The organism is Lentisphaera profundi (assembly GCF_028728065.1).
GTDB lineage: Bacteria > Verrucomicrobiota > Lentisphaeria > Lentisphaerales > Lentisphaeraceae > Lentisphaera > Lentisphaera profundi.
The window spans coordinates 2,075,092-2,100,707 of the sequence record NZ_CP117811.1 but is presented as its reverse complement, the minus strand read 5'-3'; the positions used below and the strand labels follow the sequence as shown (position 1 = coordinate 2,100,707).

Below are 25,616 nucleotides of genomic sequence, written 5' to 3'. Positions count from 1 at the left end.
CAACGCGAAGGCTCGCCTAGGCGAGATGGCTTGCCCCGAAGAGCTTCATTCAAACCCAAAAAGAACCAAGAATCCTTATGGGCCAAGATTTTAGGGTAAAATTAAAATTTTATATCTTCGGCACTATAGGCTACAGCAATGACGCTCTCATTTTTATCCAAGAGGATAATGCAGGCGCCACCAGATCGAAGGACGCGGTTTGAGCCACAGCGCAATTTCCAAAATTCATATAAGCCAATTAAAAAATCTTCTCGGCGCTCATTTTTAATGAAGTCATCACTCGCAGTGAGGTAAAGAGTTGTTGTGTAGTTGCCATTACTATCTTGATCCAAAGCAAATAATCGCGAAGCCAAAGTTATACCACTTTGACGTTGTTTAGCTTTTAAATGATCATAAAATTCTTCTAGAACGAGTTTAAGGTGCGGCGGAGTTTTCTGTGGCTTTACTTGGCTAGCAATTGCTACGGGTTTATGTGTTTTTCGTGGCACTTGTCTTTGCTTATAGGGACTTACTTGAGGAGGATTGATTTCAGTTTGTTGTGACTTAGAAAGTATCGCGTTGCCACTTTTCAGATCATTGTTGATATCTTTAGTAAGTTTGCGAAGCTGGCTAAGAGCATTGTTATATAGTTTTGGGACATTTTTATAAGTAATGATTTTTCCTTTGCCAGAGCATTGTCGGCAACGTAGTAAAATATTGCCACCGCTTGTGCATTTGGTACATGCACCTTTCCCCTTACAGGTGGGACAAGTTTTTTTTACTTTTTTGCCATTAAGTCCTTTGTAGATAATAGAACCAGCTGAGCAAGAATTGTTTTTACATTCTCCACCGACACATGACTTACAATCAATTTTAGTATGACCTTCTCCTTGGCAACTTAGACATGTTATCACGAAATCACTGCCACTGGTGAACGCAATAAATCTTTCACCTAAGCGCTTTTTTACGGCTTGGCGATAAGCACTGGTCTGAGGGTGTTTGTTTTTCATGAGGCCTAGCAATACCGTTTCCACTGCAGATCTTTGAAGTACTGGCTGATCTATTTTAAAACTGACTTTTGCTAAACTATATAGACCTTTAGATTCATCTTGGTTTATTTCATCTAAGGCCTTTTCAATTTGCATGAGATCTTCTTTGAGGGCTTCATTTTGCTGAAGATCATTAGCAGCTAAAGTATTATTGGATTTTACTTCTCCAAAAAAAGTTGGGAAAATTAAAGCCGCAATAATAAGATTGATCAGTAAGACCGTAAATAATTCTACAAGGGAGAAGTGAAGCTTTCTTTTATGCTTACGCATTTTCATTATTGTGACTCGAAATTATATAGATTAAATTTATTTACCTACTGTTATAATAAATAAACAAAAAAAAAGCTAGAGCGATTCATTTTTTCTAGTATAAATAATTTTTAAGTATGTGGAATTAATCGCTGATTAAAAAATAGTAGGCTAATTTCACGTTGAGGCTCATGAATTTTCTCCATATCCTCGAGTTGATCAGAAAGATGTTTTTATGCATCACAGCATATTAAACAGGGCCAAGCAGATCATTCTTTAAGGAGCAGTCGACATGGGACGAATTTAATACTGAAACTTAATTACTTTCTTACATGAGATCTTCTCATTTAAATGAGAGCGTTTGGCATTTATGGGCTTAATCCTTTAAAAAATCGAACTTTCTTGAAACAAAGCTGTAACAAAGAGGTATAATAGGGAAAGTTATAATAACACGATTTATAACAAGGAGATCCTATGAAGCAAATTTTATATACTTCACTTCTCTGTTTTGGCTTTATTTCTAGTGCAGAAGACATAAGCTTTAACAAAGATATTCGTCCCATTTTATCAGACAAATGTTTTGCCTGTCATGGTCCAGATGCCCATGATATTAAAGGGAAACTGCAATTACACACTTTTGATTTAGCGGCGAAGGAACGTCACTACACAAGTAAGAGTGGTAAAAAGAGGATTTTGGATGCGGTTATTATTCCAGGGAATCCCGAAGACAGTCTCTTATGGGAAAGGTTGATTACGGATGATGAAGATGACATCATGCCACCACTTGATTCGCATAAAAGCCTCAGCAAAAAAGAAAAAGCGACAATTAAGCAATGGATAAAAGAAGGTGCCGAGTATGAGGATCATTGGTCTTATGAGTCTATTGCGCTACCAAATAAAAAGGATTCAGTCGACACGCTCATTGAAGCTAAATTAAGTCCTTTAGACCTAAGTTTAAATAAAGCTGCGGATAAAATAACTTTGATTCGCCGCTTAAGTTTTGATTTGCGGGGCCTAGCGCCCACTCAAAAAGAAGTCGATCAATTTCTAGCTGACAAGAGCTCAAATGCCTGGGAGACTTTGATTGATAGCTTTTTAAAGGATCAGGCCTATGGTGAAAAAATGGCGGTGCATTGGTTAGATATAGTGCGCTACGCCGATACCGTGGGTTACCACGGTGATCAAAATCAACGTGTTTATCCCTACCGAGACTATGTGATCAATGCCTTTAATTCGAATAAGGGTTTTGATGATTTTACGCGGGAGCAATTAGCTGGCGACCTCTTGCAAGAAAAACCTAGTGAGGAACAATTGATTGCCTCGGCCTATAATCGTTTAAATATGATGACCAGTGAGGGCGGAGCGCAAGCCAAAGAATATCTCGCCAAGTACTCGGGTGACCGAGTTCGTACAACTACAACGGCATGGATGGGCTCTACTCTAGGTTGTGCGGAATGTCACGATCATAAGTTTGATCCCTTTACGGCTAAGGACTACTATGCCTTTTCAGCGTTTTTTGCGGATATAAAACAACAAGGTGTTTATCAAGGTAAAGATAAAAAGGGTTATGTTTATCCCCCATCATGCAAGTTATTGATCAGCAAAAGATGATCAAGTTTGCACCAGTGAAAAAAGAACTCGAGATAGTGGATAAAGAGATTAAAGACTTGAGTGATTCTAAGAGTATTCAAGCTAGATACAAACAATGGAAAATCGATTCCAAAAAAAATGCTGAGACCAAAATCACGACTGTAAAAAGTACCCATGGTGCCAACTTTAAAAAATTAAGTGATGGCTCATTTTTGAGGAAGAAGAATAGAAGTGATAAAGATAATTATATCATCAGCCTCAATCAGAGCACACCCGCCGATAAGCTGATGCTCGCTTTCTTGGTGGATCCGACTTATCGCAATAAGCTTGGGATTGGCAATGGTAATGTCGTTCTGTCGGTCATCGAAATTAATGAGATTAATAAGGGAGGTGAAAAAATACCGGTTAAAATTACTGCTGCAGCCGCAGATTTTTCTCAAGGCGGCTTCCCAGTGAAAAATCTTATTACAGCTAGTAAGAAAGCTAATAGAGGCTGGGCGATATCTGGCCAGACAAAACTTGGCGAGAATAGACATGCGGTGCTCAAGCTAGAACGAATGATTAAGGGTCAGATAGAAGTCACTTTAAAATTCCAAAGTATACATTCAGCACACATGGCGGGTCGCTTTGACCTAGAATTAAGTTCAAAAGATATCAAGCCTCAAGATTATGCAATTGCAAGACTGAAAAACTTAGAAGCCTTCACTCGATTATTAGCAGAATTTTCACCGCTTCATAAGCACTTGGACAAACTTGAAGCTCAAGCTGAATCCCTGGATTACGGTAGGGCTGATTGCCAAATCACCGAAGCAGTCAAGCCGATGATAACACGTGTTTTAGCTCGTGGTAATTGGCAAGATGAGAGTGGCGAAATCGTCGAGCCCGCCATTCCTGCTTTCTTAGGGAAAATTGAAAAAGAAGGTAGAGCCAATAGACTCGATTTAGCGAATTGGTTAGTCTCGGAACAAAATCCGCTGACTGCACGAGTCTTTGTGAACCGCCTGTGGTATTTGTATTTTGGTCGAGGCTTATCGCAAGTGGTGGAAGACCTCGGTTCACAGGGCGAAACACCCGATAATCCTGAGCTCTTGGATTACCTCGCTTGGAGTTTTAGGAAGGACAATTGGAATGTAAAAAATGCCGTCAAACGCATCCTTATGTCCAAGGCCTATCGTCAGAGTACTGAACGCGATGCCACTTTGGTGAACTCTGATCCCTTTAATATTAAGCTAGCAAGACAAAATGCACGGCGTTTAGAAGCCGAATTTATTCGCGATAATATTTTGCAAATGAGTGGCTTGTTGAATAAAACTGTGGGGGGCAAAAGTATTAAACCCTATCAACCCGCAGGCTATTATGCTCAGCTCAATTTTCCTAGACGAACCTATCAGGTAGACAAGGATCAGAATCAGTACCGTAAAGGACTCTACATCCATCGTCAGAGAACCTTTTTACACCCTATGTTAAAAGCGTTTGATACTCCTTCTGCCGATACCTGCAATGCCCGTCGATCGGCATCCAATACACCTTTGCAATCACTCGCTTTGCTCAATGATCCGAGTTTCTTGGAAGCCGCGGGTGCATTTGCAAAGCAGGCAATAGCGAGTCCTGAAAGCAATGTCATTGAATGGATGTTACAGCACGCCCTTACACGTCCTATTGGCCGTGATGAACTCCAAGAGTTGACAGCATTTTATCAGGATCAACAAGCCTATTTTATGTCCTCACCCCAAGATGCGGATAAATTTTTACTCAGCCTAAAAATAAAAGACGCAGACAAATATAATAAAATTGATTTAGCCGCCTATGGCTCCGTAGCAAGACTGATTTTTAATCTCCACGAAACACTTAGTGTTTACTAAAGCAAGGTATAATTATGAATAGAAGAAACTTTTTAAAATTCACCTCTCTTGCTAGTGCTGGCATGCTAGGCTCCAATCAATTACATGCCCTCGATCCAGGGATCGCCAATTTTCCTAATCATCAGCCCAAAATTAAACGTGTGATTCACCTTTATATGGCAGGGGGATTATCTCAATTCGAGAGCTTTGATAATAAACCACTACTGAAAAAAATGGATGGGCAATTTATGCCCGAATCACTTACCAAGGGCAAGCAACTCGCGCAGCTTCAAGGCCAAAAACTCAAGTGTTTTGCGCCTCGCTTTGAATTTAATAAATACGGTCAGTCAGGCTTGGAAATATCGGATCGTTTTCCTCACTTAGGCAAGCTCGCGGATGACATGTGTATTATTCGCTCAATGCACACCGATCAAATTAATCACGATCCTGCACACACGGTGATGAATACTGGTAGTATTCTCAATGGTTATCCCAGTATGGGGGCTTGGGTGACTTACGCTTTGGGAAGTCCTAACAAAGATCTTCCTGGTTTTGTTGTTCTAACTTCTGCAGGGGGAGGGCAAGCTCAACCCATATCATCTCGTCAGTGGAATAATGGATTTTTACCTGGTCGTTATCAAGGGGTTCAATTCAACGCCAGTGGTGATGCCGTTCATTACATCACTAACCCAGATGGTATTTCGACTAAGCAACAAGGCAGTTTAATTAACCGCCTTAATAGAATGAATAAATTATTGAAAAATAAGTATGCAGATCCCGAGATTAACACTCGCATGTCTCAGTATGATTTAGCTTTACGAATGCAGGCCTCGGTACCAACTTTGACGGATATGTCCAATGAACCCAAACACGTCATCGATATGTATGGCTGTAAACCTGGTGATGGCTCATTTGCCTCTAATTGTCTTTTAGCGAGAAGAATGGCCGAAAGTGGAGTTCGTTTTATTCAGCTCTATCATCGGGGCTGGGATCATCATGGTAATTTGGAGAATGGATTTAAAACTGCGAGTGGCTTAACTGATCAGGGTGCCGCCGCACTGATTCAAGACCTTAAACAGCGTGGTATGCTGGACGAAACGTTGATTGTTTTTTCTGGTGAGTTTGGTCGTACTCCAATGTCACAAGGTGGCAATGGACGAGATCATCATAAGGATTGCTTCTCAATGGCACTGTTTGGTGGTGGTATCAAGGGTGGCATGACTTACGGGAAAAGTGATGAGTTTGGTTATGCACCAGTCGAAAACCCCGTTCACGTTCGAGATTTTCATGCGACTATGCTGCATCAATTGGGTATTGATCACGAGCGACTCAGTGTCAAATTCCAAGGCCTCGATATTCGTTTAACGGGTGTTCATAAAGCGAAAGTCATCAAAGATATCCTGAGCTAAAAAAAATATATGCCTTGGCACTAAGCCAAAGCATATAATGTAGACACAGCTGGGAGCACCGCATTCCAATGCGGAATTGGACTTAATATCATTTCTCAATCGGCATTTAATATGGGTCATGCTGGGAGCACCGCATTCCAATGCGGATGATATAAGTCCGGTGCTTATTTGCTCAGACCGCTGGTCCTTGGCATGTATTTACGTTTTTATTCATGCACCTGCGGTGCATGCTAATTTCTGTCGGGCCCTTGACCCTTGCGGATATTCTATCTTAGAAAAAATATAGGCAATGACTTATGATCATAAATCATTTCGTGCTCTCGTTGGCATTTCGTCGTGATTTAGTTTAATGGAAGCTGGAAATTAGTATTTTCTGAGTTTATTTTGAAGGAAATATAAGCTTCAGAGGCATTATGGCATCATTAAAAGATATTGCAGAAAAAACGGGCGTTTCGATCCGCACCGTGAATCGTGCCCTAAAGGGTGATGAGAAAATTAAAGAAGCGACTAAAAAAATAGTTTTAGCCGCAGCGAAAGAACTCAATTACATTCCCAATTTGGCCGCGCGTGCACTCAAGAGTGGTGGTGGTTATGAAGTCATTGCGGTGATTAATAACTTACACGAAATGCACCTCCGTAAATTTGCTGCGATGGAGAAAGTCCTACGAGAAAAAGAGCTCTTGCTCTCAATTTTTATCGTAGAAGACGAGAATTGTTGCGAAGATTTATTGAAGCGTCTCTCCCTTAGTCGTCCCGCTGGAGCGGTTTTGATGGCGGATTATGATAATCAAGAACAATATGACTTGATTAAAGGCCTCTGGAAAATTTTTGATCAACAAGATATTCCTTGCCTTGGAATTGACTTGGATTTTGAGGGCATGAGCCAAGTCATTTTAGATCGTTCAAAAGCCATTTATGATTCAATTACTTACTTGCAGCAGAAAGGCTATAAAGATATTGCTTATGCGGGAATTGAAGGGGCTTTTGGTAACGATGAGCGTATCGAGGGTTATAAAAAAGCAGTAAAAACTCATTCTTTAAAGGAAAATATTTTCTTAGCACCATTAGCTGTAGGCGATGAGGCTAGAGTCGAATCTGGTAAATTGGCAATGGAGCATTTTGCGAAGTTCGCAAAGCGCCCTCAAGCGATTCAGTTTTTCACAGATATGATGGCCGTCTCAGCTTTGCAGTACTGTCAGCAAAATGGGATTAAAGTGCCAGAGGACTTAGCTATTATTGGTTTTGATAATCAGCCCATCACCGCCTTTACACAACCGCCTTTGACAACAATATCACAGCCAGTTGAGCGAGTAGGCGAAATAAGTGGTAAGTTATTATGTGATCTCATAAAAAGTTCTAATTCAGTTTCTTACACAAAATTTGTTGATGCTGATTTAGTCGAAAGAGCCTCCACCTAAATAAAAAAAGCGCACTTGGATTTGCATTGTTTATATTTATGAGTTAAGTTTTGCCAACGTTGGCATATTTTATTCTTTCGATAAAGAAGTTTACTGAATACGAGGATACTAAGCTAGTTAATTAGTCATTGATTCAGTATAATATTTACTGATTACAAACAAGGGAATTATTTTGAGAAAAATCTTTTTGAGTCTTATGAGCACATTCAGCTTACTGGCCTATAGCGTAGAACCACTTTCATTTGAAAATGCTGATGAACTTTCAGCATGGCGTGGAGCGGCAGTCATTAGCGTAGAAGAGTCCTTTCATGAAGCAGCGTCACTGAAGTGGCAATGGCAGCGAGGCGATCAATTATCTTGGACAGGCCCCATAAAATTTTTACCCCAAAGTGAAAATACAGAGGACAAAGCTTTATCGACATTTTCATTTTGGATATATAATCCTAAAGCCATAAAAGACTCCTTTAAAATAAGCTTTCTAAAGGATGATCATGAACACTGCTATTTTGAATATCAACTCAATTTTACTGGTTGGCGTACTTGTTGGGTATCGTATGAAAGAGATATGCAGGGGAAGGCAATAAAGGGTATGAATCAAATTCTTTTGCGAGCGCCGCAAAGTAGCCATTCGGGAACTTTATTTATTGACCATTTTATCCCTTCTAGCCAGGTGGACCCCCGTCATCAAATGCCTGATCGCCAAGTACCTTTTGTGAATCCAAAGGTGGTAGTTAATGCCAATAAGCATTGGATGGCATTGAATTATTTTTCCAATCAGAAAAAAACGAGTTTTTCAATATCCCCACAAAGTTATGAAGAAATAAAATTGGTACATCAACGTTTTTTAGAACTCAATGATAAAAAGATAAAAGTGACTCAGAAGCTTGTCGATGATATTAGTACTAAGAATAAGAAAATGATCCTGGAAAAGGGCAAAGCCGTCTTGCTGACTTATCACGGAGCTATTTATGGATCCACCGTAAAAAAGAAACTATTGGAAGGTCAGCTGAGTGCAAAAGATTATACCGCATTTATGCTTCAGATTGCCCGTGCTTACCAAGTTGCAGGAACTGTGCATAAGCTTGGGCTTGAGCAAGTTTTTCTGGCTTTATATCAGAATATGCACAAGTATGCGTGGGCAGCGGGAAGTGGTCTAGGAACCCTTCATCACCTCGGTTATCCCTTCCGAGATTATTACCCAGCAATGCTGTTGATGAAAGAGCCTCTGCGCAAAGCCGGTTTACTGCAGCAAGCTTTTGATGATATGTATTGGTTCTGTGGTTTTGGTAAAGTCTATGAAGACTTTGAAACAGCATCTTATGCCAATATTGATATTCTGAATACAACTTCAATGGGTATGCTTGCCACAGCCTTAATGGCAGAGACTACTGCCGATCAGGCCTATTGCCTTAAGTCTTTTCAAGTATGGCTCAATCGTGGCTTAAAAACCGCTCCGGGACTGAAAGCACCCTTGAAAGCTGATGGTTCTCTTTATCATCATCGCAATCATTATCCCGCCTATGGCAGAGATGCACTGCGTGGTATTAGTCCCGTTATTTATCTTTTAAGTGGGGGTAGCTTTAAACTTGCGGAGGAAAACCATCAACAAGTTAATAAAGCCCTCTATATGATGCGCAATTACTGCAATCTTCGCAAATGGCCTTTATCTATTTCAGGAAGGCATCCAAACGCTAAAGGAGCTTTAGATCCTGGAACTTATTATTGGATGGCAAAATCAGGGAGCCCCGATGGCAAATCTAAAATTGATCCTCAGATGGCAGCCACTTATTTGCGCTTGGTGCAAAATGATCGTAAGTACTCCCGTCCCTTTAATGAATTGATCAAAGCTGGTTTTAAAGTTGAATCATCCCCACAGGGCAGTTGGTCTATGAATTATGCTAGCTTGGGTATTCATCGTCGCGATGATTGGCTCTTTACTGTAAAAGGCTTTAGTCGTTATCTCTGGGGCGCTGAAATCTATAATGGGGCCAATCATTATGGGCGTTATTTATCCAATGGTCATTATCAGCTGATGCAGCCATCTGAAGATTTAGACATGAAGGGCTTTGACTGGAACTATCTCCCTGGGACAACATCTATGGTATTACCATTTGAAGAACTGAAGGCCAATGTTGTACAAGTAGACGAATTCAGTGGCAATGAAGAGTTGCTCATTAGTGACCAAACTTTCTCGGGAAGCTTAAACCTTAATAGGCAAGGTATGTTCTCTATGCTTTTACACTCACATCCTAAATACGGTGGAGACTTGAGAGCATTTAAATCCTACTTTATGTTCGATGATATGGTGGTTTGCTTAGGTAGTGCGATTAATTCCACAGACAAGAAAAACAATACTGTCACCACTTTGTTTCAAATTCCTGGAGAAGTAAAAGAAGAGTTCAAGTCAAAATCATTTACAGATATGAAGGGCAATACTTGGAAGATAAAAGAAGGGTCATTCAAATTTTCTTCAGGAGTACAAATAAGCCCTAATCAAAAGAATGATGAACTAGAAAATTCTTTGTATACCAAAGTCTGGCTTGATCATGGTAAGGCGCCTATTGATGCGGGCTATGAGTATGCCTTTAGAATAAAAAGTAGCAATAATTCATTCACTTATGAACTCTTACAAAAAGATAATGAAGTTCATGGGATATCTTATGGGAATAAGGAAGCATTCGCCATTTCAAAAAAATCTTCCAGTGTGAATTCCAAACTATTTTCTCAAGTAAATCAAGCTTGTATACTGATGAGTCAGCAACAAGGGAAAGTATTAAATTTGGCAATTTGTGATCCCGACTTACGGCTTTATCAAGGGCGTGAAGAGAATCAGTATGATCAGCAGGGAATACAAAAAGAAGTGAGTATTTACTCACGACAATGGGCAAAAAATGAGAGTAAAAGCTCGCAAGTCGAAATCCTTTTAAAAGGTGAATTCAAACTGCTCACAAAATCGAAGTCAGTTCACTTGATTAATGGTAATCATTTAAAGGTCCAATGTCAGCATGGTGAGCCAGTAAAGCTAAGTCTTGAGAGGCTTAAGTAATATGAAATACTCACTATTATTAGTGTGCTTGTTCAACTTTGCCCTGAGTGCAGATGATTTGATTTATGAAGAACAATTCAAAGATTTATCGGCTTGGCATATTGAGCAAATGCCACGTGGGAAAGTAACAATTAAGCAGGGCAAGTTTGATATTATTGATGCCTCTGGAATGACTATGTTTTTCAAGAAAAAACTGACGGGTGATATTAGAATTGAATATAAAGTACGCATGATTAAAGTTGGCGGAGATCGCGACCGTGTATCGGATTGTAATGTGTTTTGGAAAATATCTGATCCGCGTTCACCTCAGGATATCTTTAAGTTCTCCAATGAGAGAACGGGGGCTTTTCCCGATTATCATAAATTCAAAACCTATTATGTAGGTTTTGGTGGTCACAATAATACCAAGACGCGTTTTCGTCGCTATAATGGACAAGTGAATCGCCCCCTCTTAGCAGAGCACGACCTTAAAAAGCCTTTGATTATCCCCAATAAATTGTATGATATATCCATCGTTTGTCGTGGAAATAGAACTGTGTATAGTATCGATAATCAAGTGATTTATGATTATACGGATCCCAAAGCACATGAGGAAGGATGGTTTGCTTTTCGTACTGTGAACAACCACATGAGTATTGAAAGTTTTAAAATTTTTAGTTTAAAGGAGTGAATTTTTGTACCGTTTATTCTTAATTATCTCTGCGTTGACTTCGTCCCTCTATGCCAATAAGCCCAATGTCTTACTTATCTTGATTGATGACCTAACGCAAGACGTCGGGCGTTATTATGCGGAAAGCGCAAAAGTCATGCCTAATTTTGATCAACTCAAGGCTCGAGGAATGAGTTTTAGTAATGCCTGGTGCCAAGCGCCTCTTTGTGGTCCTTCTAGAGCCTCAATGATGACGGGACTCTATCCAAGTAGCACGGGCATATACGGGCATATACGGGCATATTCAAGATGATGATATCAAGACAGGAATTAAGCGCTTAGATTTACGCTTTCTACCCGAGTACTTTGCGGATCATGGCTACATTACCATGGGTAAAGGCAAGGTATTTCATCGTGGTGCGGCAGCTGGAGCCTTTGATGAATACGGAGGCATGCCAGGCAATGGTTCAACTTGCTTTGGACCTGCACCAAAGCTGCGCATGGTTTGGCCCAAAGCAGGAAAGAAAGGCAAGGGCACGCTAACGGATTGGGGGCCTTATTTGACTGATGAGGATCAGCCTGATTTACACACTGCACGTTGGGCGATTGAACGTTTAGAGAAAGACTATGATAAGCCCTTTTTTATGGCAGTGGGATTTGTGAAGCCTCATGTGCCTTGGCATGTGTCAAAAAAATGGTTTGATCGTTTTGATTTAGACAAAATTATCGTTCCAAAATTCAATAAAAATGATGCTGAGGACATTCCTCAGGCCGCACAAAAAGTACACGCTGTTCCAGCGTACCCAACTTATGAATGGGCCAAAAAAAATAAGCAGTTAAGACCTTTACTGCAATCGTACCTTGCCTGTTCATCTTTCGTCGATGATTGTCTAGGGCAGGTTCTTGAAGCCCTAGAAAATAGCCCCCATAAAGATAATACTTTAGTAATTGTGGCCAGTGATCACGGTTATCACCTAGGAGAGAAAAATCGCTTTGCTAAAATGAGCTTATGGGAACGTTCGTCCCGAGTTCCCTTAGTCTTTGCAGGGCCAGGGGTCAAGATCCAGGCTAAGAACAAAGTTGATGTGGGGTTGATTGACCTCTATCCCACACTTCTGGATTACTGTGGCTTGCCTGAGAACCCTACAAATGAAGGGCAAAGTTTCCGAAATCTATTTGCGGAAAACGCAAAAAAAGAGGAGCGGGCAGTGCTGACTTGTCTCAGTCCCAAAGATTTTGCCGTAAGTTCAGGTCGCTGGCGTTATTACCTTTATCACGATGGCAGTGAAGAACTTTACGACCTTGAGAAAGATCCTGCGGAATTAAAAAATATCGCCCTCAATCCAGAGAGCTTAGCTCTCCGGAAAAAAATGGCTTTGCACATCCCGCAAAAACCTGCCAAGGAAATCAGTAAAATGCACCACAACCCACATTTCAAAAAAGATCATTAAGTCATTATTTCTAGTACAGGCTTTATTTACAAAAGTAATGAAATTACGTAATGAAATAGCCTGTCGAATCTAGTCATACCTTGGATTTAATTACGATTCATAATCATCTAGGGCTCTAACCCGACATAAAATAGAGTGTGGTGTAAGCCACACATCAGTGATGAATATTAATTGAGAGCTCGTTTGTGAGTCCGACATATGACGGACCCAAGTTTGGGCCCTAGTGAGATGCACTCCGACAGATCATTCTCAAGTGCTATTAAAAAATAGCTTAAAGTTATAATTTCCAATAAAAAATCCCACTTAATCGCCTATATTGTAGTAGCTTACACCGACAATAACAGCAAGTGGGACTTTCAATGTACGATACTCTTTTTCCCGAATATTTCATCGAGGAATTACGGCAAACTATAGGAATTTTATGCGGACCATTGAAGATTGCGGGGCAAATCATACTTCGTCCTGAATTTCAAGAGATCAAAAAGGCAATTGAAGATGATCAACTTCAGTTGAGTAAAGATAGAGCCGCCACTAGAAACCGCGAGTTTAAAAACAGCTCTACCCAAAAACACCCCCCAGCTGAATTGGTGGTGGCGTTGTTCATAGCCCGTCACTTTTATGATAATTGTTACGGTGAACGAGGCTATAGTATGCTATGTGAGAATAGTTCCTTGCAGCAGTTTATTGGGCGCTTGGGCATAGGAAGCTTCCCTTCACGCAATACGATTCATGAACAAGTCTCTGCTCTTTCTGAGAAGACCCTTAATCTTTTTCATCAAGCTATTTTGAACTGCGTTAAGGAGTGTGGCCTGGATGATTTTTCAGCAGTGATTATTGATTCTACAGCCATTAAGGCCGATTCAGCGTGGCCTGTCGATAGTCAATTACTAAAGAACCTTAGTTGTAAAATGATGAAAAATATCAGTGACGTTCATGATCAGCTTCCCTGTGTTGAGCGCAGAAAGATCCCTCTCAAACGCCTGCAAAATTACTGTGATTATATGAGTAAACTGGATTTCGAGATCTCTATGCTTAAAGGAAAAAAAGGAGCAAGAAAAATGAGGCAAAAGTTTTATACGCAAGAACTTTTACCGAGGTGCCGAAAATTTATTATTCGCCTGGAGAAGACTCTTCCTCAAATTAAACAACACTGTGAAAGTGCCAAAGTTCTGATGATTGACGAATGTCTATCTCGCTTCATAGATAAAGTTTTGATGGTTGAACATCGCTTCAACATGGCTCCTAAGGACTACGATACGAAGACGGCACGGAAAATTTACAGCATGAGTGATAATGATGCAGCATTTATTAAAAAGGGTGGTCGAGAAACCGTATTTGGCTACCGACCAAATTTCGCCTTTAGTGCCAATGGTTTTCTGACATCATTCACCCTAGAATCTGGAAATACTAGTGACAGCAAGGCCTTCAGTAATTGCCTTGATGAAAATAAAAAGATGACGGGCGAGACCGCAATGATGATCAGTGTGGATGACGGATATAGCTCTGCCGCCAATTTAGATGATGCCATCGAAAAAGGGGCGACATTAGTCAGTGTTAGTGGCTCAAAGGGAAAGAAGCTCTTAGGAGAAGATATTTATGAGAGTGAAAACTACCAACTTGCGAGAAATATCCGATCAATTTCCGAAGCAGGTATTTCAAAGCTGAAGAACTATCACAACCTTGAGCGATTTACCGTTTGTGGCTTAAAGAGGGTTCGTCAAGAAACTCTCATAAGCGCCATAGGATTCAACTTGGAAAGGATCTGCCAGTTATTATGTCAAATAGAGATTGAGGTCGCCGCATAGAATGTCGGAGTGCATCTAGTGAACTTGATCGAACCGTATCATCCATCTCGCGGTGGACGCTATTGTCTGCCGGCACTTTGTACCTACCGCTAATCATCTAGAACTTTAGCTCGGGATGTAAATAGAAGGATAACTAACTATGAAAAGGGCAAAAATAAGCTTGAGGCAAAGCCAAGCAAGTGCTTGGCGATCATGCGCCTGAGAGCGCACACAATCAGTGAGGTGAAAGTCCTCATCAACAAAGGCTGATTATGTTGTAGTCGAACCAAACTGCGTTGTCGTGAGGCGGGGTGGGGAGCAAGCTAAGGCGAAACAGCAGTCCGTAGGATGACGAACTCGATTTGGCTTTATAGTACTGGCGAGCCTGCGTACGTTTGCGAAGCTTGGGACAGAATGAAAAAAAAAGTAGTTCTGAAAATCCTCTATGCTGAATATCAGCGAGTAGCAAAGCATTAAACGTTTTAGAGCAGCTTTTACATCGGTATCGCGTTAAATTGTTACGTAAGCCGTGTTTAATAAAATTATTACTTTGGCAGTGGGGGAACTGAGGCTTATCCTCGATACGGCTTTCCAGTAAGTCGCACACTTCCTTAAGATCTGAACAGTGTTCAATTTCCTTACGTAGCTGAAGTCTTTGGTCGTGAGTCAATTCCTGGACCTGCTCGACAATTTCATTGAATTGCGCTTGTGTCATTTACTTTCTCCAATCGTTATATACTTAAATAAAGTAGATAACAGTGATGATTTCTAATAAAACACCCGAAACTAGAACATAGCCTTTTTTTAAGGGTGCTCCGGAGCCTTGAACGGAGTTTGGGGCGGAGTCCCTATATATTCAAAGCGAGAAATGCCTCCGGCGGGCGGAGAGCCTCCGCGGGCGGATAAAAAGAAATCATGCAGATTTGGAGGAGATGCCAAGCAGGTGCTTGGCGTACCCGGTGAGGGAGTATGCGGGCGAGACGCCCGCGGTCCCAGGGCGTTTGCAGCGCGGGCGGATGAAAAAAATGGACTTATTTTTGGAGGTGAAGCCAAGCAGGTGCTTGGCGTACCCAGGGAGGGAGTATGCGGGCGAGACGCCCGCGGTCCCAGGGCGCTTGCAGCGCGGGCGGATGAAAAAAATGGACTTAGTTTTGGCGGAACCCAAGTAATCGTGTAAAAACAATAGGGCGGCAAATAAATTTGCCGCCCTACCATTTTTTCTATGTGGATAAAAAATTATAAGCTTGTTGACATGGGGTTGCTTTTGGTGCTTCTCGCATCAAAGCATGAAGCAATGAGGCGAGAAAATAACTTGGAATCTGCATGGATTTGGAGGACGTCACCTTCTCCGCCAGTATAGAGATAATGAGGAATATCTGTTTTTAGTTTTCGATAGGAGTCAGCAAAAATTATTTTTGGGTCGCAGTGGAATATTTCTTTAAATTCACGTGTATCCATGTGTAAGTTGCACATGAGGGATTGAATGATCCAGGCTCGTTGTTGGTCCTCCTCACTTTTGTGATGGCCACCACTCAAGGGCAGTTGATCTTCTAGGATATTTTTGAGGTAGCTATTGAGCTCACGTTCATTTTGCCAAAAATAATCTTTTGTTTCACTAATCGAGCTCGAGCCGATACCAATGACATTTGGGCTCTGGTTGACGGTGAAGCCCATGAAGTTGCGATAGAGTTTTTTCTTTTTTGCGGCGAGCGCAAGTTCATCATTCGCTAAGGCGAAATGATCGAGACCAATTTCTACATAACCCGCTTCAATGAATTTATTTCTCGCCATGAGGGTGCATTGTATTTTAGTTTCAGAAGAAGGAAGATCTTCAGCTTTGATGAGTTTCATGTGCTTGCGTTGTTCAGGCATGTAGGCGAAATTAAAGAGCGCAAAACGATCAGGTTTTAAACTGAGTGCGAGTTCAAGGGTTTCTTCAAAGCTTTCCACGGTCTGCTTCGGCAAGCCAACAATGAGGTCAAAATTAATGGAATCAAATCCACGCTGACGTGCTGATTCGGTGTGAGTCTTGATCATTTCATAAGGCTGGATACGATTAATCGCTTTTTGAACTTCTAAATTAAAATCTTGAACGCCTAAGCTCAAACGTTTTATGTTATTAAGTGCATAGGTCTCGAGATGTAATTCAGTGAGTGTGCGTGGATCGGCTTCGATAGAAATTTTGGATTTTCGTGAGAGACCAAAGTTTTGTTCAATGGCACAAAAGAGCCGATGAAATTGCTGTGCTGAAAGAAAATTGGGGGTGCCACCACCAAAATGAATTTCATTGATATTGATATGCCCATTGCGAGCAATGATCTGCATCTCTTTGATTAAAGCACTGAGGTAAGGTTCTGCCGCAGAAGTATCTTTTTGTACTTGGGTATTGCAACCGCAGTACCAGCAGAGTTTTTGGCAAAAAGGAATGTGAATATAGAGAGCGGAAAAATCGCCACTCTTAGAGAGATAAGCAAGAGAGTCACTGACGCATGTTTGAATCACTTCTTTATTCCACGCAGGCACGGGAGGGTAGGAAGTGTAACGCGGTACGGGCTGACTAAGAAGTTCTAGTTCTTGCGCGTTATAATCGCATTTTGTAGCGGTCTCTTGCTGAATCATTTACTGTACCTTTATTTAGAATGAATAAATGAAGTCGAAGGTATAACGATCATCGAATAAGCTGTCATCAGTTTTGCCAATACGAGTTTCCCAAGCGGCACCCATGGTGAGGGCTTCTGTGAATTTGTAACGGAAGCCGAAAGCCATGTTGGTGTAGTTGTTTCCTTGTGTATCGGATGTCCCAAGGTTGAGTAGATCAACACCACTGAGTCCTGAATTGAGCGTATCAAGTGGAACCTCACCTCCACCTTCGAGTTCGGCGTTGAAATCGCCACCATCACCATCTGCAATCACGTGACGCCAGTGAGCTTCAACTAAGGGGTAGAAGTTGCCTATTTTATAGTCGATATGAAGACTCATATCATTAAAGGTAGAATTAGCATCGGTATCGAAAGGAAGTCTTAAACCTTCGTAAGCCATGAAGTGGAAATTATTCCATTGTTTACCAATAGAAACGAAGGGGTTGGCAATGCCATCACCTTTGCCTTGATAGATGTCGTCATCACCCGTAGGGATTTCCACTCTGAAACCAGTGGTGACGATAAAATCGGAATCTTTATCATGGTAAACAGTGTATTTTACACCGAGCCCGAGATTGGCAAAGCCTTCCTGATCCTCAAGGGTATTATCAAAATTGTATTTTGCATAACCATCTTTTGTCGCAATAATGGAGAGGCGATCATTGATGGCATAGCGTGCTTGTATAGCAAAAAGTTGTGCTTCACCACCAAGTTTGAGTTTGCCTAAGCTAGTGTCGATTTTATCGTGGAAGTTTTGGTGAAGATAAATCATTCTAATTTCAGTCGTATGGTAGGGTGATTCAAAGTTGACTGGATCACTGACTGGAGCAATGGGTGTATCAGCGGATAGAGTTGCTGCCATCGCGGCTGTTATAAAAGCAAAGCTTAGAGTGTTGGTTAACTTGTTCATTGATAATCTCCTGAGTTTTAAATTTTTTATTGGATGAGGAAATTATAGAAGTTGCTGTGCTAAAAAATAAACATTATAATTTAAATTGTTAATTATGAAGTGTTTATATTTCTATTAGTAGCTTGATGAGTATGAGGTCTTATCCGAAACTGGAGCAGTAATCGGATGGTGTCCGTAATCGGACGCTTTATTACCATTAAATTTCAATAAAATAGTTATAAACTAATCATTACTATGAGTTTGTTTTTAATTTTTGGACTTTTGGCATCCCATATTCTTTACCTGTGTGAGTATTAATAATAAAAGTATAAGATCAAATGCAAACAACAGCAGAAACGTGGGTATCAGGAATTGAAGAAAGTTTATTTTGTCGCCATTGCGGTGACCAAGTAGATGAAGATACTTGGTGCCATGAGAGTGAGTTGTTTTGCTGTAATGGTTGCTTAAATGTCTACTTAATTCTATCCAATAACGGACTCAATAATTTCTATGAGATGGCCGAAGGTGTAGCAGGAGTCAAGCCTTCGGAAGATGGAGAGTTTGATTACCTCGATGATATTGTGGGAAGTTTAGCTTTGTTCGAATCTGACGATTGTGTACGCATCCGTTTTCGTATACCTAGTATTCACTGTATTTCTTGTGTGTGGCTTTTAGAGAAGCTTAGCCATCTTAATTCGGGCATTCGTTCGAGCCGAGTTAATTTCGCTAAGCAAGACGTTTTAATTAATTATGATCCCGGGCAAGTCAAGCTAAGTGAAGTGGCGAGCTTATTACAAAAACTTGGCTATGAACCCAAATTGAATTTAGAGGGTAACGAAATTCAAGAAGATAAAAGTGAAGTACGCAAAGACTTGGGAAAAATTGCGATGGCGGGATTTTGCTGTGGGAATATAATGATGATGAGTTTCCCGGCTTACTTTGGCTTAGAACTGGATGATGCTTTCGCACGTTTATTTGCCTATCTCAATTTATTTTTATGTTTACCGCTAGTGACTTACTGTTCTAGCGATTTTTGGAAAGCGATCCCGCGATTTATCAAGGCCCGTAAAATCTCTTTAGATTTACCTATAGCCGTTGGCATTGGGGTTTTATTTTTTCAGACAGTCTTTGACGTTTTAAGTCAAAGTGGTGAAGGTTATGCCGATTCATTGGGAGGCTTTGTTTTCTTTCTTTTATTAGGCCGCTTTTTTCAAAAGGTATCTTATAAGCATTTATCGTTTGAGCGTGACTTTAAATCATTTTTCCCCCTTTCAGTACGCGTATTGCGCAATGGTGAAGCAAAACTACGTCCGGTACAGGAAGTCAAAGCGGGCGATATCTTACTCATTCGTTCAGGAGAACTCCTACCAGTAGATGGCGAAGTCGTGAAAGGTGAAGCGGGAATGGATTATTCCTTTGTCACAGGTGAGAGCGAGCCTGTAAAGCTAGGTCCAGGTGAGAATGCATTTGCGGGAGGGCGCCAAAAATATGGGCTTTTGGAAATCAAAGTAAAGTCAGCAGTGGATAGTTCTTATCTGGCCTCTTTATGGAATGATGAAACTTTTCAAAGTGAGAAAGTATTAGGTGAAGCCGAGATATCACAAAAAGCAGGAGTGGCATTCACTTTTGTGGTACCGATACTCGCTTTAATTGCAGCGGTTTACTGGGCTGTGTCAGTGGATCTTCACCGAGGTTTAGAAGTTTTGGTTGCAGTGCTCATTGTAGCTTGTCCTTGCGCTTTAGCTCTTTCAGTTCCCTTAGCCTTTGGTTTTAGTTTACGTTTGTTAGGCAAGAAAGGCTTCTTTATTAAAAATGCCGAAGTGATCGAAAAAATGGCACAAGCAGATAGCTTCGTTTTTGATAAAACGGGGACACTTAGCCGTAGTGATCGCCTAAGTGTGACGGTGACGAAAGATCAAATGAGTGACTTGGATAAGCAGGCGCTATTATTGCTCAGCTCTCAGTCAGGTCATCCTAAATCAATGGCCTTGCAAGAAGAGTATAAAAGTTATCAATCCGAAATTGAGATAGGAGATTTCCAAGAGCAAATTGGGAAAGGGATTGAAGCTACGATAGCAGGGCAGGACTATCAGATTTTAGCCGATGGCAACAGTACAGTTTTTCTTAAAAATGGAGAAAGTTTAGCCTATTTTGATATCCGTAGTGCTTGGCGAGATGGCTGGCAAGAGGCCTTGCGTTCACTCAAGCAAAAATGCTGTGTCCTGTCAGGTGATCACGACCGCGATCGCGCTTATTTAGAGCAAGAAATGCCTGCAGGGAGCGAAATATTTTTTCAACAAAAACCTCAAGATAAACTCGCGAAAATTCGCGAGATGAAACAAAGTCATAAATCACTCGTGATGTTTGGTGATGGCTTGAATGACTCGGGGGCGCTGCGAGAAGCAGACGTGGGTGTGGCGATAGCAGAAAATAGTCAAAGTTTTACGCCGGCATCCGATGTGATTATGCATGGTGATCAATTACAAAATCTAGGTAAAATCCAAGCTTATATGAAATGGGTGATGAATTTAATTCGCGTAAGTTTTGTTTTTTCTCTACTTTATAATTTTACGGGTTTAGCCTTTGCAGTTACGGGATATTTAAGCCCACTGACCTCGGCGATATTGATGCCTTTATCCTCACTTACAATTCTATTTATCAGTGCGCTAGGAACAAATCTTGGTGCCAAACTTTATTTAAAAAAAGGACATTAAAATGAGTGTTGTTTATCTTATGGTTCCGCTGGCGATCTTGCTAGCTTTTGTTGGCTTAGTGGCCTTCTACTGGGCGCTGCGAAGTGGTCAGTTTGATGATGTGGAAACTCCCGCACAAAGAATTTTATTTGACGAAATCAAAGAAAAAAAGGAGACTCTTTAATGAGTGAAATTAGTAAGACAGAAAGTTACGATGATAAAATCGTTCGTAACTTTGCGTGGGCAACAGTTCTCTGGGGAATTGTTGGGATGTTGGTTGGTGTAATTATTGCGGCGGAACTTTTTCATCCGCAAATAAGTGACTCTGCCAAGGAATTATCATTCGGACGAATACGTCCTTTACATACGAATGCGGTTATTTTTGCCTTTGTGGGCAACGGCATTTTTATGGGTGTCTATTATTCACTACAACGTCTTTGTCGACGTCGTATGTTTTGTGATAAATTAAGTAGGATTCACTTTTGGGGTTGGCAGGCGATCATTGTTGCTGCAGCTGTGACCTTACCTTTGGGGCTTTCGAGTGCGAAGGAATACGCCGAACTCGAATGGCCAATTGATATTGCGATTACAGTTATTTGGGTCGTATTTGGTATCAATATGATTATGACTATTATCAAGCGTCGCGAAAGTCATATGTACGTGGCGATTTGGTTCTATTTAGCAACTTTTATCACAGTAGCCTTGCTTCACGTCGTTAACTCAATGGCTTTGCCAGCGAGCTTTTTCAAATCTTACTCAATGTATGCCGGTGTCCAAGATGCCCTGATTCAGTGGTGGTATGGGCATAATGCAGTTGCGTTCTTTTTGACCACTCCTTATCTAGGTTTGATGTACTACTTTATCCCTAAGGCTTCGAATCGTCCGGTTTTCTCTTATCGTCTTTCGATTATTCACTTTTGGTCTTTAATCTTTATTTATATTTGGGCAGGACCTCACCACTTGCTTCATACCTCACTTCCTGATTGGTGTCAGACTTTAGGTGTGGTTTTCTCTCTCATGCTTATTGCTCCTTCATGGGGAGGGATGCTCAATGGTTTATTGACACTGCGTGGTGCTTGGGATAAAGTGAGAACTGAGCCGGTTTTAAAATTCATGGTAGTTGCGATTACCGCATACGGCATGGCAACTTTTGAAGGACCCTTACTTTCCTTGCGTTCATTGAACTCCCTAACTCACTATACTGACTGGACAATTGCCCACGTGCACGTAGCAGGATTAGGCTGGAATGGCTATCTTACTTTTGGTATTCTCTACTGGTTAATACCTAGACTTTACAATCGTAAGCTTTATTCATTGAAGCTCGCTAACCTTCATTTCTGGATTGGTTTAATTGGTATCATCCTTTATGCAATTCCCCTTTATTGGGCAGGTGTAACTCAAGGTATGATGTGGCAGCAATTCAACGAAAATGGTACCTTGACTTATGGTAATTTTGTTGAGACCGTAGACAAAGTTATTCCGATGTACAAATTGCGTGCACTTGGTGGCTTACTCTATCTTATCGGCGCGATCATTATGGCATGGAATTTATTCAAAACTGCGGCAGGTGCCAAAGTTGAAGACGAATCTTTCCAAGTGGTGGAAAAAGAGCATAAGCCAGAGAAAAAACTCAAAGGTCTTATTTATTCTCACCGTTGGTTAGAGGGAAAAACAGTGCTTTTCTCCGTCCTGACTTTAGGAGCGGTACTCATTGGTGGTCTTTTCGAAATTGTGCCAATGTACTTGGTATCGAGCAATGTTAAGAAGATCGATAGTGTGAAACCTTACACGGCACTTGAGCAATATGGTCGCGATATCTATGTTCGTGAGGGTTGCTATACTTGTCACTCACAAATGATACGTCCCTTCCGTGCGGAAACAGAACGTTATGGTGACTTCTCCCGTTCAGGAGAATTCATTTACGATCGTCCCTTCCAGTGGGGATCGAAACGAATTGGTCCAGATTTGGCGCGTGTGGGAAAACGCAATCTCTCCAATGCCTGGCATTACGAGCATTTGATGAATCCTAGAAGTACTTCACCGACATCAATTATGCCGGCTTATGCCTTCATGAAAGATTCAAAAGTGAGTCAAGACTTTTTAGAGCGAGCAATTCGAACTCTAACCAAGTTAGGCGTGCCCTATGGCAAAGGCTATGACAAGCAGGCCTATGCCGATGCGATGCTTCAGGCCGAGGGTATTCAAAAAGATCTACTAGATAATGGTGTCGAAATTGAAAAAGATGCTGAAGTCATTGCGCTCATTGCTTACCTCCAACGCATGGGTACAGATTTTGATCCCGATGCTGAGGGCAAAGAAAAACTTATTGAAGAAAAAAATGAAGGAGTCGTAAAATGATTAAGGAATTTTTAGCTACGCAAAGTGGCATGGCAATTTTTGGTATTGTCTCGATCATAGCTTTCATGTTATCATTCACCGTTTCAACCATCAGAGCTTTTTTCTTGTCAGATGATTTTGCCAATGAAATGGCGGCCAAAGCTTTAGATAAGGAGCATGAATAATGACTAATATTCCGGATGATGATAAACTCATGGATCATGACTATGACGGGATTCGAGAATTAGATAATGACTTGCCGACTTGGTGGCTTGCCACCATGATCTTCACGATCATCCTTGGAGGAGTTTATGTACTGCATTATCATGTTTTCTCAGGGGGAAACTTGATGGAGCAGGCCTATCAGCGTGAACTCAATAATGCAGCTCAAGAGCAACAGGCTCGGCTCGCGGATTTTGATTCCTTATCACCACAAGAGCAAAGGGCTCAACTCTTACTTCAAGGCCAAGGCGTATTTACTTCAAAGTGCGCTATTTGTCATGGTCCACAAGGCCAAGGCATGGTGGGGCCTAATTTGACCGATGAATACTTCCTTCATGGAGGAAGTCTTGAGGCCATTCAAAAGATTATTGAAGTCGGAGTTGCCGATAAAGGTATGCCTAAATGGGAAGGCCAAATTAGCCCACGAGAAATTCAGGGCGTTAGTCAATATGTTTATGCCATGAAGGGTAAGAAGCTCCCGGGAAGAGAAGCCCAAGGGGAAAAAGAGAAATAAAATGAATAATGACTCAGATAATTTTCGGGAAAACCTTTCGACTGCCGACAAGCAGGGGAAGCGCTTATGGGTGTACCCGAGAAAACCAAAAGGTAAGCTCTATAACTTACGTTCTTATCTGAGTCTATTTCAGATTGTCATTATGGTGGCGATCCCCTTCATTAAAATTAATGGCCGTCCTTTATTTATGTTCAATATTTTTGATCGTGAATTTGTGATTTTCGGATCGGGTTTCGTAACTCGAGATTTCCCCATTTTTGCCTTAATGATGATCGCGCTCTTTATTGCCATTGCTTTGGTGACGGCTGTTTATGGCCGTGTTTTTTGCGGTTGGGCTTGCCCACAAACCGTGTTTCTTGAGATGGTGTTCCGTAAAGTGGAGTACTGGATAGAGGGTGATGGTTCGGCACAGCGCAAAGCCGCGAAGACCCCATTAAGGGGTAAACGTTTGTTAAAGCGTCTAGTGAAATTAATTGCTTTTTACGCTATATCTCTTTTTATATCCAATTTGTTCTTAGCCTATGTAGTTGGTAGTGATCAGCTCATTGAACTCATTCGTACCGGTCCGAGTTCAAATATTAAACTATTTTGGGGAGTGATAGGCTTTAGTCTGGTTTTCTTTTTCCATTTCACCTGGTTTAGAGAACAGTTTTGCATTTATCTTTGTCCCTATGCACGCTTACAATCCGTACTCTTGGATAACCATTCTCAGGCAGTTGCTTACGATTATAAACGCGGAGAAGGGCGCGCATCTAATCGCATCCGTAAAGAGAAGGTTGATACCAAATTCGGAGATTGTGTTGATTGTGGTTTATGTGTTCAAGTTTGTCCCACGGGGATTGATATTCGCAATGGCTTTCCTCAGTTGGAATGTGTGAATTGTACGGCCTGTATTGATGCCTGTGACAATATTATGGAAGCCAATAATAAGCCCAAAGGTTTGATCCACCATAGTTCCATCAATAAGATTGAGACTGGGGGAAAGTTTGAATTTACGGCAAGAGTTAAATCCTATAGTTTTTTACTGATTGCTTTAACTGCGGTGATTATCGTGATGTTATTTGATCGCAGTCCCGTTGACACTACATTTGTGCGTCCCCATGGATCGACCCCCATTATAGAAGGGGAAAAATCTCGAAATTTATTTTTGATCAAATTAGTGAATCGAACTAATGAAGATTTGAATTTAGAAATGCGGATAATGGAAAATGCGGGTATGACTTTTATCCCTAATGGGATGCTAACTTTGTCGGGTAAAGAAGTGAAAGATGTCAATCGCATACTGGAAAGTCAAGAAAAAGGTCAGGGTGTCGGTAAAATGCAGCGAGTAAAAATTGGAATTTATCGCGGAGAAGAATTGCTTGAAATCAAAGAAACAAATTACCTCTACCCAAGATTCATAAAGGAGAAAAAAATCAAATGAAAGAGCAGAAAAAAAATACTTGGTGGAAGTTTTTCCCCGTGGTGACTCTGGTGAGTTTTATTATTTACATCTTGAGTTTAGTAGCAATGACCTCGGGCAAAACCCCCGAGCATGTTGAAAAGAATTATTATCAAAAGGATATCGAGTCAAATGCTATTCTTGCGGAGTATGCCAATGCCAACCGCTTAGAAAGTCCAGCAGAATTCAAAGTGGATCATAAGGCGCAGCAATTATCATTTTTAGCGCCAAAAATTACCGAAGGGACCTTGTTGTTTTCGCGTCCTTCAGATAGTAAAGCAGATAAGCAGCTTGAATTCACGGGGCCGATTGAGCTAGCCATGACAGACTTCATTAGCGGTAAATGGAAAGTGGAAGTGCTTTGGACTGATGGCCAGCAAAACTATCGTATTCGTAAAGATTTCTTCGTGGAGTAA

20 protein-coding genes are annotated in these 25,616 nt (G+C 41.1%); 16 read left to right on the top strand and 4 right to left on the bottom strand.

Annotation, left to right across the window (positions count from 1 at the left end; genetic code table 11):
* Nucleotides 1-101 precede the first annotated feature (101 nt).
* Nucleotides 102-1,304, bottom strand: coding sequence for a hypothetical protein (locus PQO03_RS08450; RefSeq protein WP_274149489.1), 1,203 nt, complete (start codon nt 1,302-1,304; stop codon nt 102-104).
* Nucleotides 1,305-1,751: 447 nt separating this feature from the next.
* Here PQO03_RS08450 and PQO03_RS08445 point away from each other — a divergent pair, with 447 nt between their 5' ends.
* The 9 genes from PQO03_RS08445 (at nt 1,752) to PQO03_RS08405 (ending at nt 14,486) form a co-directional block, all read left to right on the top strand.
* Nucleotides 1,752-2,888 carry a DUF1549 domain-containing protein gene (locus tag PQO03_RS08445; protein WP_274149487.1) on the top strand — a complete coding sequence of 379 codons (1,137 nt, stop codon included), beginning with the start codon at nt 1,752-1,754 and terminating at the stop codon, nt 2,886-2,888.
* On the top strand, nt 2,885-4,729 hold the full coding sequence (locus tag PQO03_RS08440) for a DUF1553 domain-containing protein (RefSeq protein ID WP_274149485.1): 1,845 nt from the start codon (nt 2,885-2,887) through the stop codon (nt 4,727-4,729). Before PQO03_RS08445 ends, PQO03_RS08440 begins: the two co-directional genes overlap by 4 nt.
* A 14-nt stretch (nt 4,730-4,743) precedes the next feature.
* On the top strand, nt 4,744-6,117 hold the full coding sequence (locus PQO03_RS08435) for a DUF1501 domain-containing protein (RefSeq protein WP_274149483.1): 1,374 nt from the start codon (nt 4,744-4,746) through the stop codon (nt 6,115-6,117).
* A gap of 413 nt (nt 6,118-6,530) precedes the next feature.
* Nucleotides 6,531-7,535, top strand: a complete 1,005-nt coding sequence (locus tag PQO03_RS08430) for a LacI family DNA-binding transcriptional regulator (protein ID WP_274149481.1) — start codon at nt 6,531-6,533, stop codon at nt 7,533-7,535.
* A 172-nt stretch (nt 7,536-7,707) separates the two neighbouring features.
* Complete coding sequence (locus PQO03_RS08425; protein WP_274149479.1) at nt 7,708-10,581, top strand: chondroitinase family polysaccharide lyase; 2,874 nt, start codon at nt 7,708-7,710, stop codon at nt 10,579-10,581.
* Nucleotide 10,582: 1 nt separating this feature from the next.
* Nucleotides 10,583-11,251 carry a DUF6250 domain-containing protein gene (locus PQO03_RS08420; protein ID WP_274149477.1) on the top strand — a complete coding sequence of 223 codons (669 nt, stop codon included), beginning with the start codon at nt 10,583-10,585 and terminating at the stop codon, nt 11,249-11,251.
* A gap of 4 nt (nt 11,252-11,255) precedes the next feature.
* Nucleotides 11,256-11,543 carry a sulfatase-like hydrolase/transferase gene (locus tag PQO03_RS08415; RefSeq protein ID WP_274149475.1) on the top strand — a complete coding sequence of 96 codons (288 nt, stop codon included), beginning with the start codon at nt 11,256-11,258 and terminating at the stop codon, nt 11,541-11,543.
* Entirely contained in the window at nt 11,494-12,681 is a 1,188-nt protein-coding gene (locus tag PQO03_RS08410; RefSeq protein ID WP_337993447.1) for a sulfatase-like hydrolase/transferase, read from the top strand. Before PQO03_RS08415 ends, PQO03_RS08410 begins: the two co-directional genes overlap by 50 nt.
* Nucleotides 12,682-13,040: 359 nt before the next feature.
* Nucleotides 13,041-14,486 (top strand): transposase, encoded by a 1,446-nt coding sequence (locus PQO03_RS08405; RefSeq protein WP_274149473.1) that lies wholly within the window; start codon nt 13,041-13,043, stop codon nt 14,484-14,486.
* Between the two features lie 235 nt (nt 14,487-14,721).
* On the opposite strand, the gene PQO03_RS08400 is transcribed toward PQO03_RS08405, so the two are convergent.
* The 3 genes from PQO03_RS08400 to PQO03_RS08390 all read right to left on the bottom strand — a co-directional run bounded on the left by PQO03_RS08400 (nt 14,722) and on the right by PQO03_RS08390 (nt 18,014).
* Nucleotides 14,722-15,180: an IS1/IS1595 family N-terminal zinc-binding domain-containing protein gene (locus PQO03_RS08400; RefSeq protein ID WP_274149470.1), complete on the bottom strand. Its 459-nt coding sequence runs from the start codon at nt 15,178-15,180 to the stop codon at nt 14,722-14,724.
* A 521-nt stretch (nt 15,181-15,701) separates the two neighbouring features.
* Nucleotides 15,702-17,084, bottom strand: a complete 1,383-nt coding sequence (hemN, locus tag PQO03_RS08395) for an oxygen-independent coproporphyrinogen III oxidase (protein ID WP_274149468.1) — start codon at nt 17,082-17,084, stop codon at nt 15,702-15,704.
* Between the two features lie 15 nt (nt 17,085-17,099).
* Complete coding sequence (locus PQO03_RS08390) at nt 17,100-18,014, bottom strand: hypothetical protein (protein WP_274149467.1); 915 nt, start codon at nt 18,012-18,014, stop codon at nt 17,100-17,102.
* Nucleotides 18,015-18,331: 317 nt separating this feature from the next.
* On the opposite strand from PQO03_RS08390, the gene PQO03_RS08385 reads away from it, so the two are divergent.
* Genes PQO03_RS08385 through PQO03_RS08355 form a run of 7 tightly spaced genes read left to right on the top strand, consistent with a single transcriptional unit; the run spans nt 18,332 to nt 25,616 of the window.
* Complete coding sequence (locus tag PQO03_RS08385; RefSeq protein ID WP_274149465.1) at nt 18,332-20,707, top strand: heavy metal translocating P-type ATPase; 2,376 nt, start codon at nt 18,332-18,334, stop codon at nt 20,705-20,707.
* Nucleotide 20,708: 1 nt separating this feature from the next.
* Nucleotides 20,709-20,870, top strand: a complete 162-nt coding sequence (ccoS, locus tag PQO03_RS08380) for a cbb3-type cytochrome oxidase assembly protein CcoS (RefSeq protein WP_274149463.1) — start codon at nt 20,709-20,711, stop codon at nt 20,868-20,870.
* Nucleotides 20,870-23,044 carry a cytochrome-c oxidase, cbb3-type subunit I gene (gene ccoN, locus PQO03_RS08375; protein ID WP_274149460.1) on the top strand — a complete coding sequence of 725 codons (2,175 nt, stop codon included), beginning with the start codon at nt 20,870-20,872 and terminating at the stop codon, nt 23,042-23,044. Before ccoS ends, ccoN begins: the two co-directional genes overlap by 1 nt.
* A complete protein-coding gene (locus PQO03_RS08370; protein ID WP_274149458.1) occupies nt 23,041-23,208 on the top strand; it encodes a hypothetical protein in 168 nt (55 codons plus the stop codon). The genes ccoN and PQO03_RS08370 overlap by 4 nt, the downstream gene beginning before the upstream one ends.
* Nucleotides 23,208-23,759: a cbb3-type cytochrome c oxidase N-terminal domain-containing protein gene (locus tag PQO03_RS08365; RefSeq protein WP_274149456.1), complete on the top strand. Its 552-nt coding sequence runs from the start codon at nt 23,208-23,210 to the stop codon at nt 23,757-23,759. The genes PQO03_RS08370 and PQO03_RS08365 overlap by 1 nt, the downstream gene beginning before the upstream one ends.
* 1 nt (nt 23,760) lies before the next feature.
* Nucleotides 23,761-25,182: a cytochrome c oxidase accessory protein CcoG gene (ccoG, locus tag PQO03_RS08360; RefSeq protein WP_274149455.1), complete on the top strand. Its 1,422-nt coding sequence runs from the start codon at nt 23,761-23,763 to the stop codon at nt 25,180-25,182.
* Entirely contained in the window at nt 25,179-25,616 is a 438-nt protein-coding gene (locus PQO03_RS08355; RefSeq protein ID WP_274149454.1) for a FixH family protein, read from the top strand. Before ccoG ends, PQO03_RS08355 begins: the two co-directional genes overlap by 4 nt.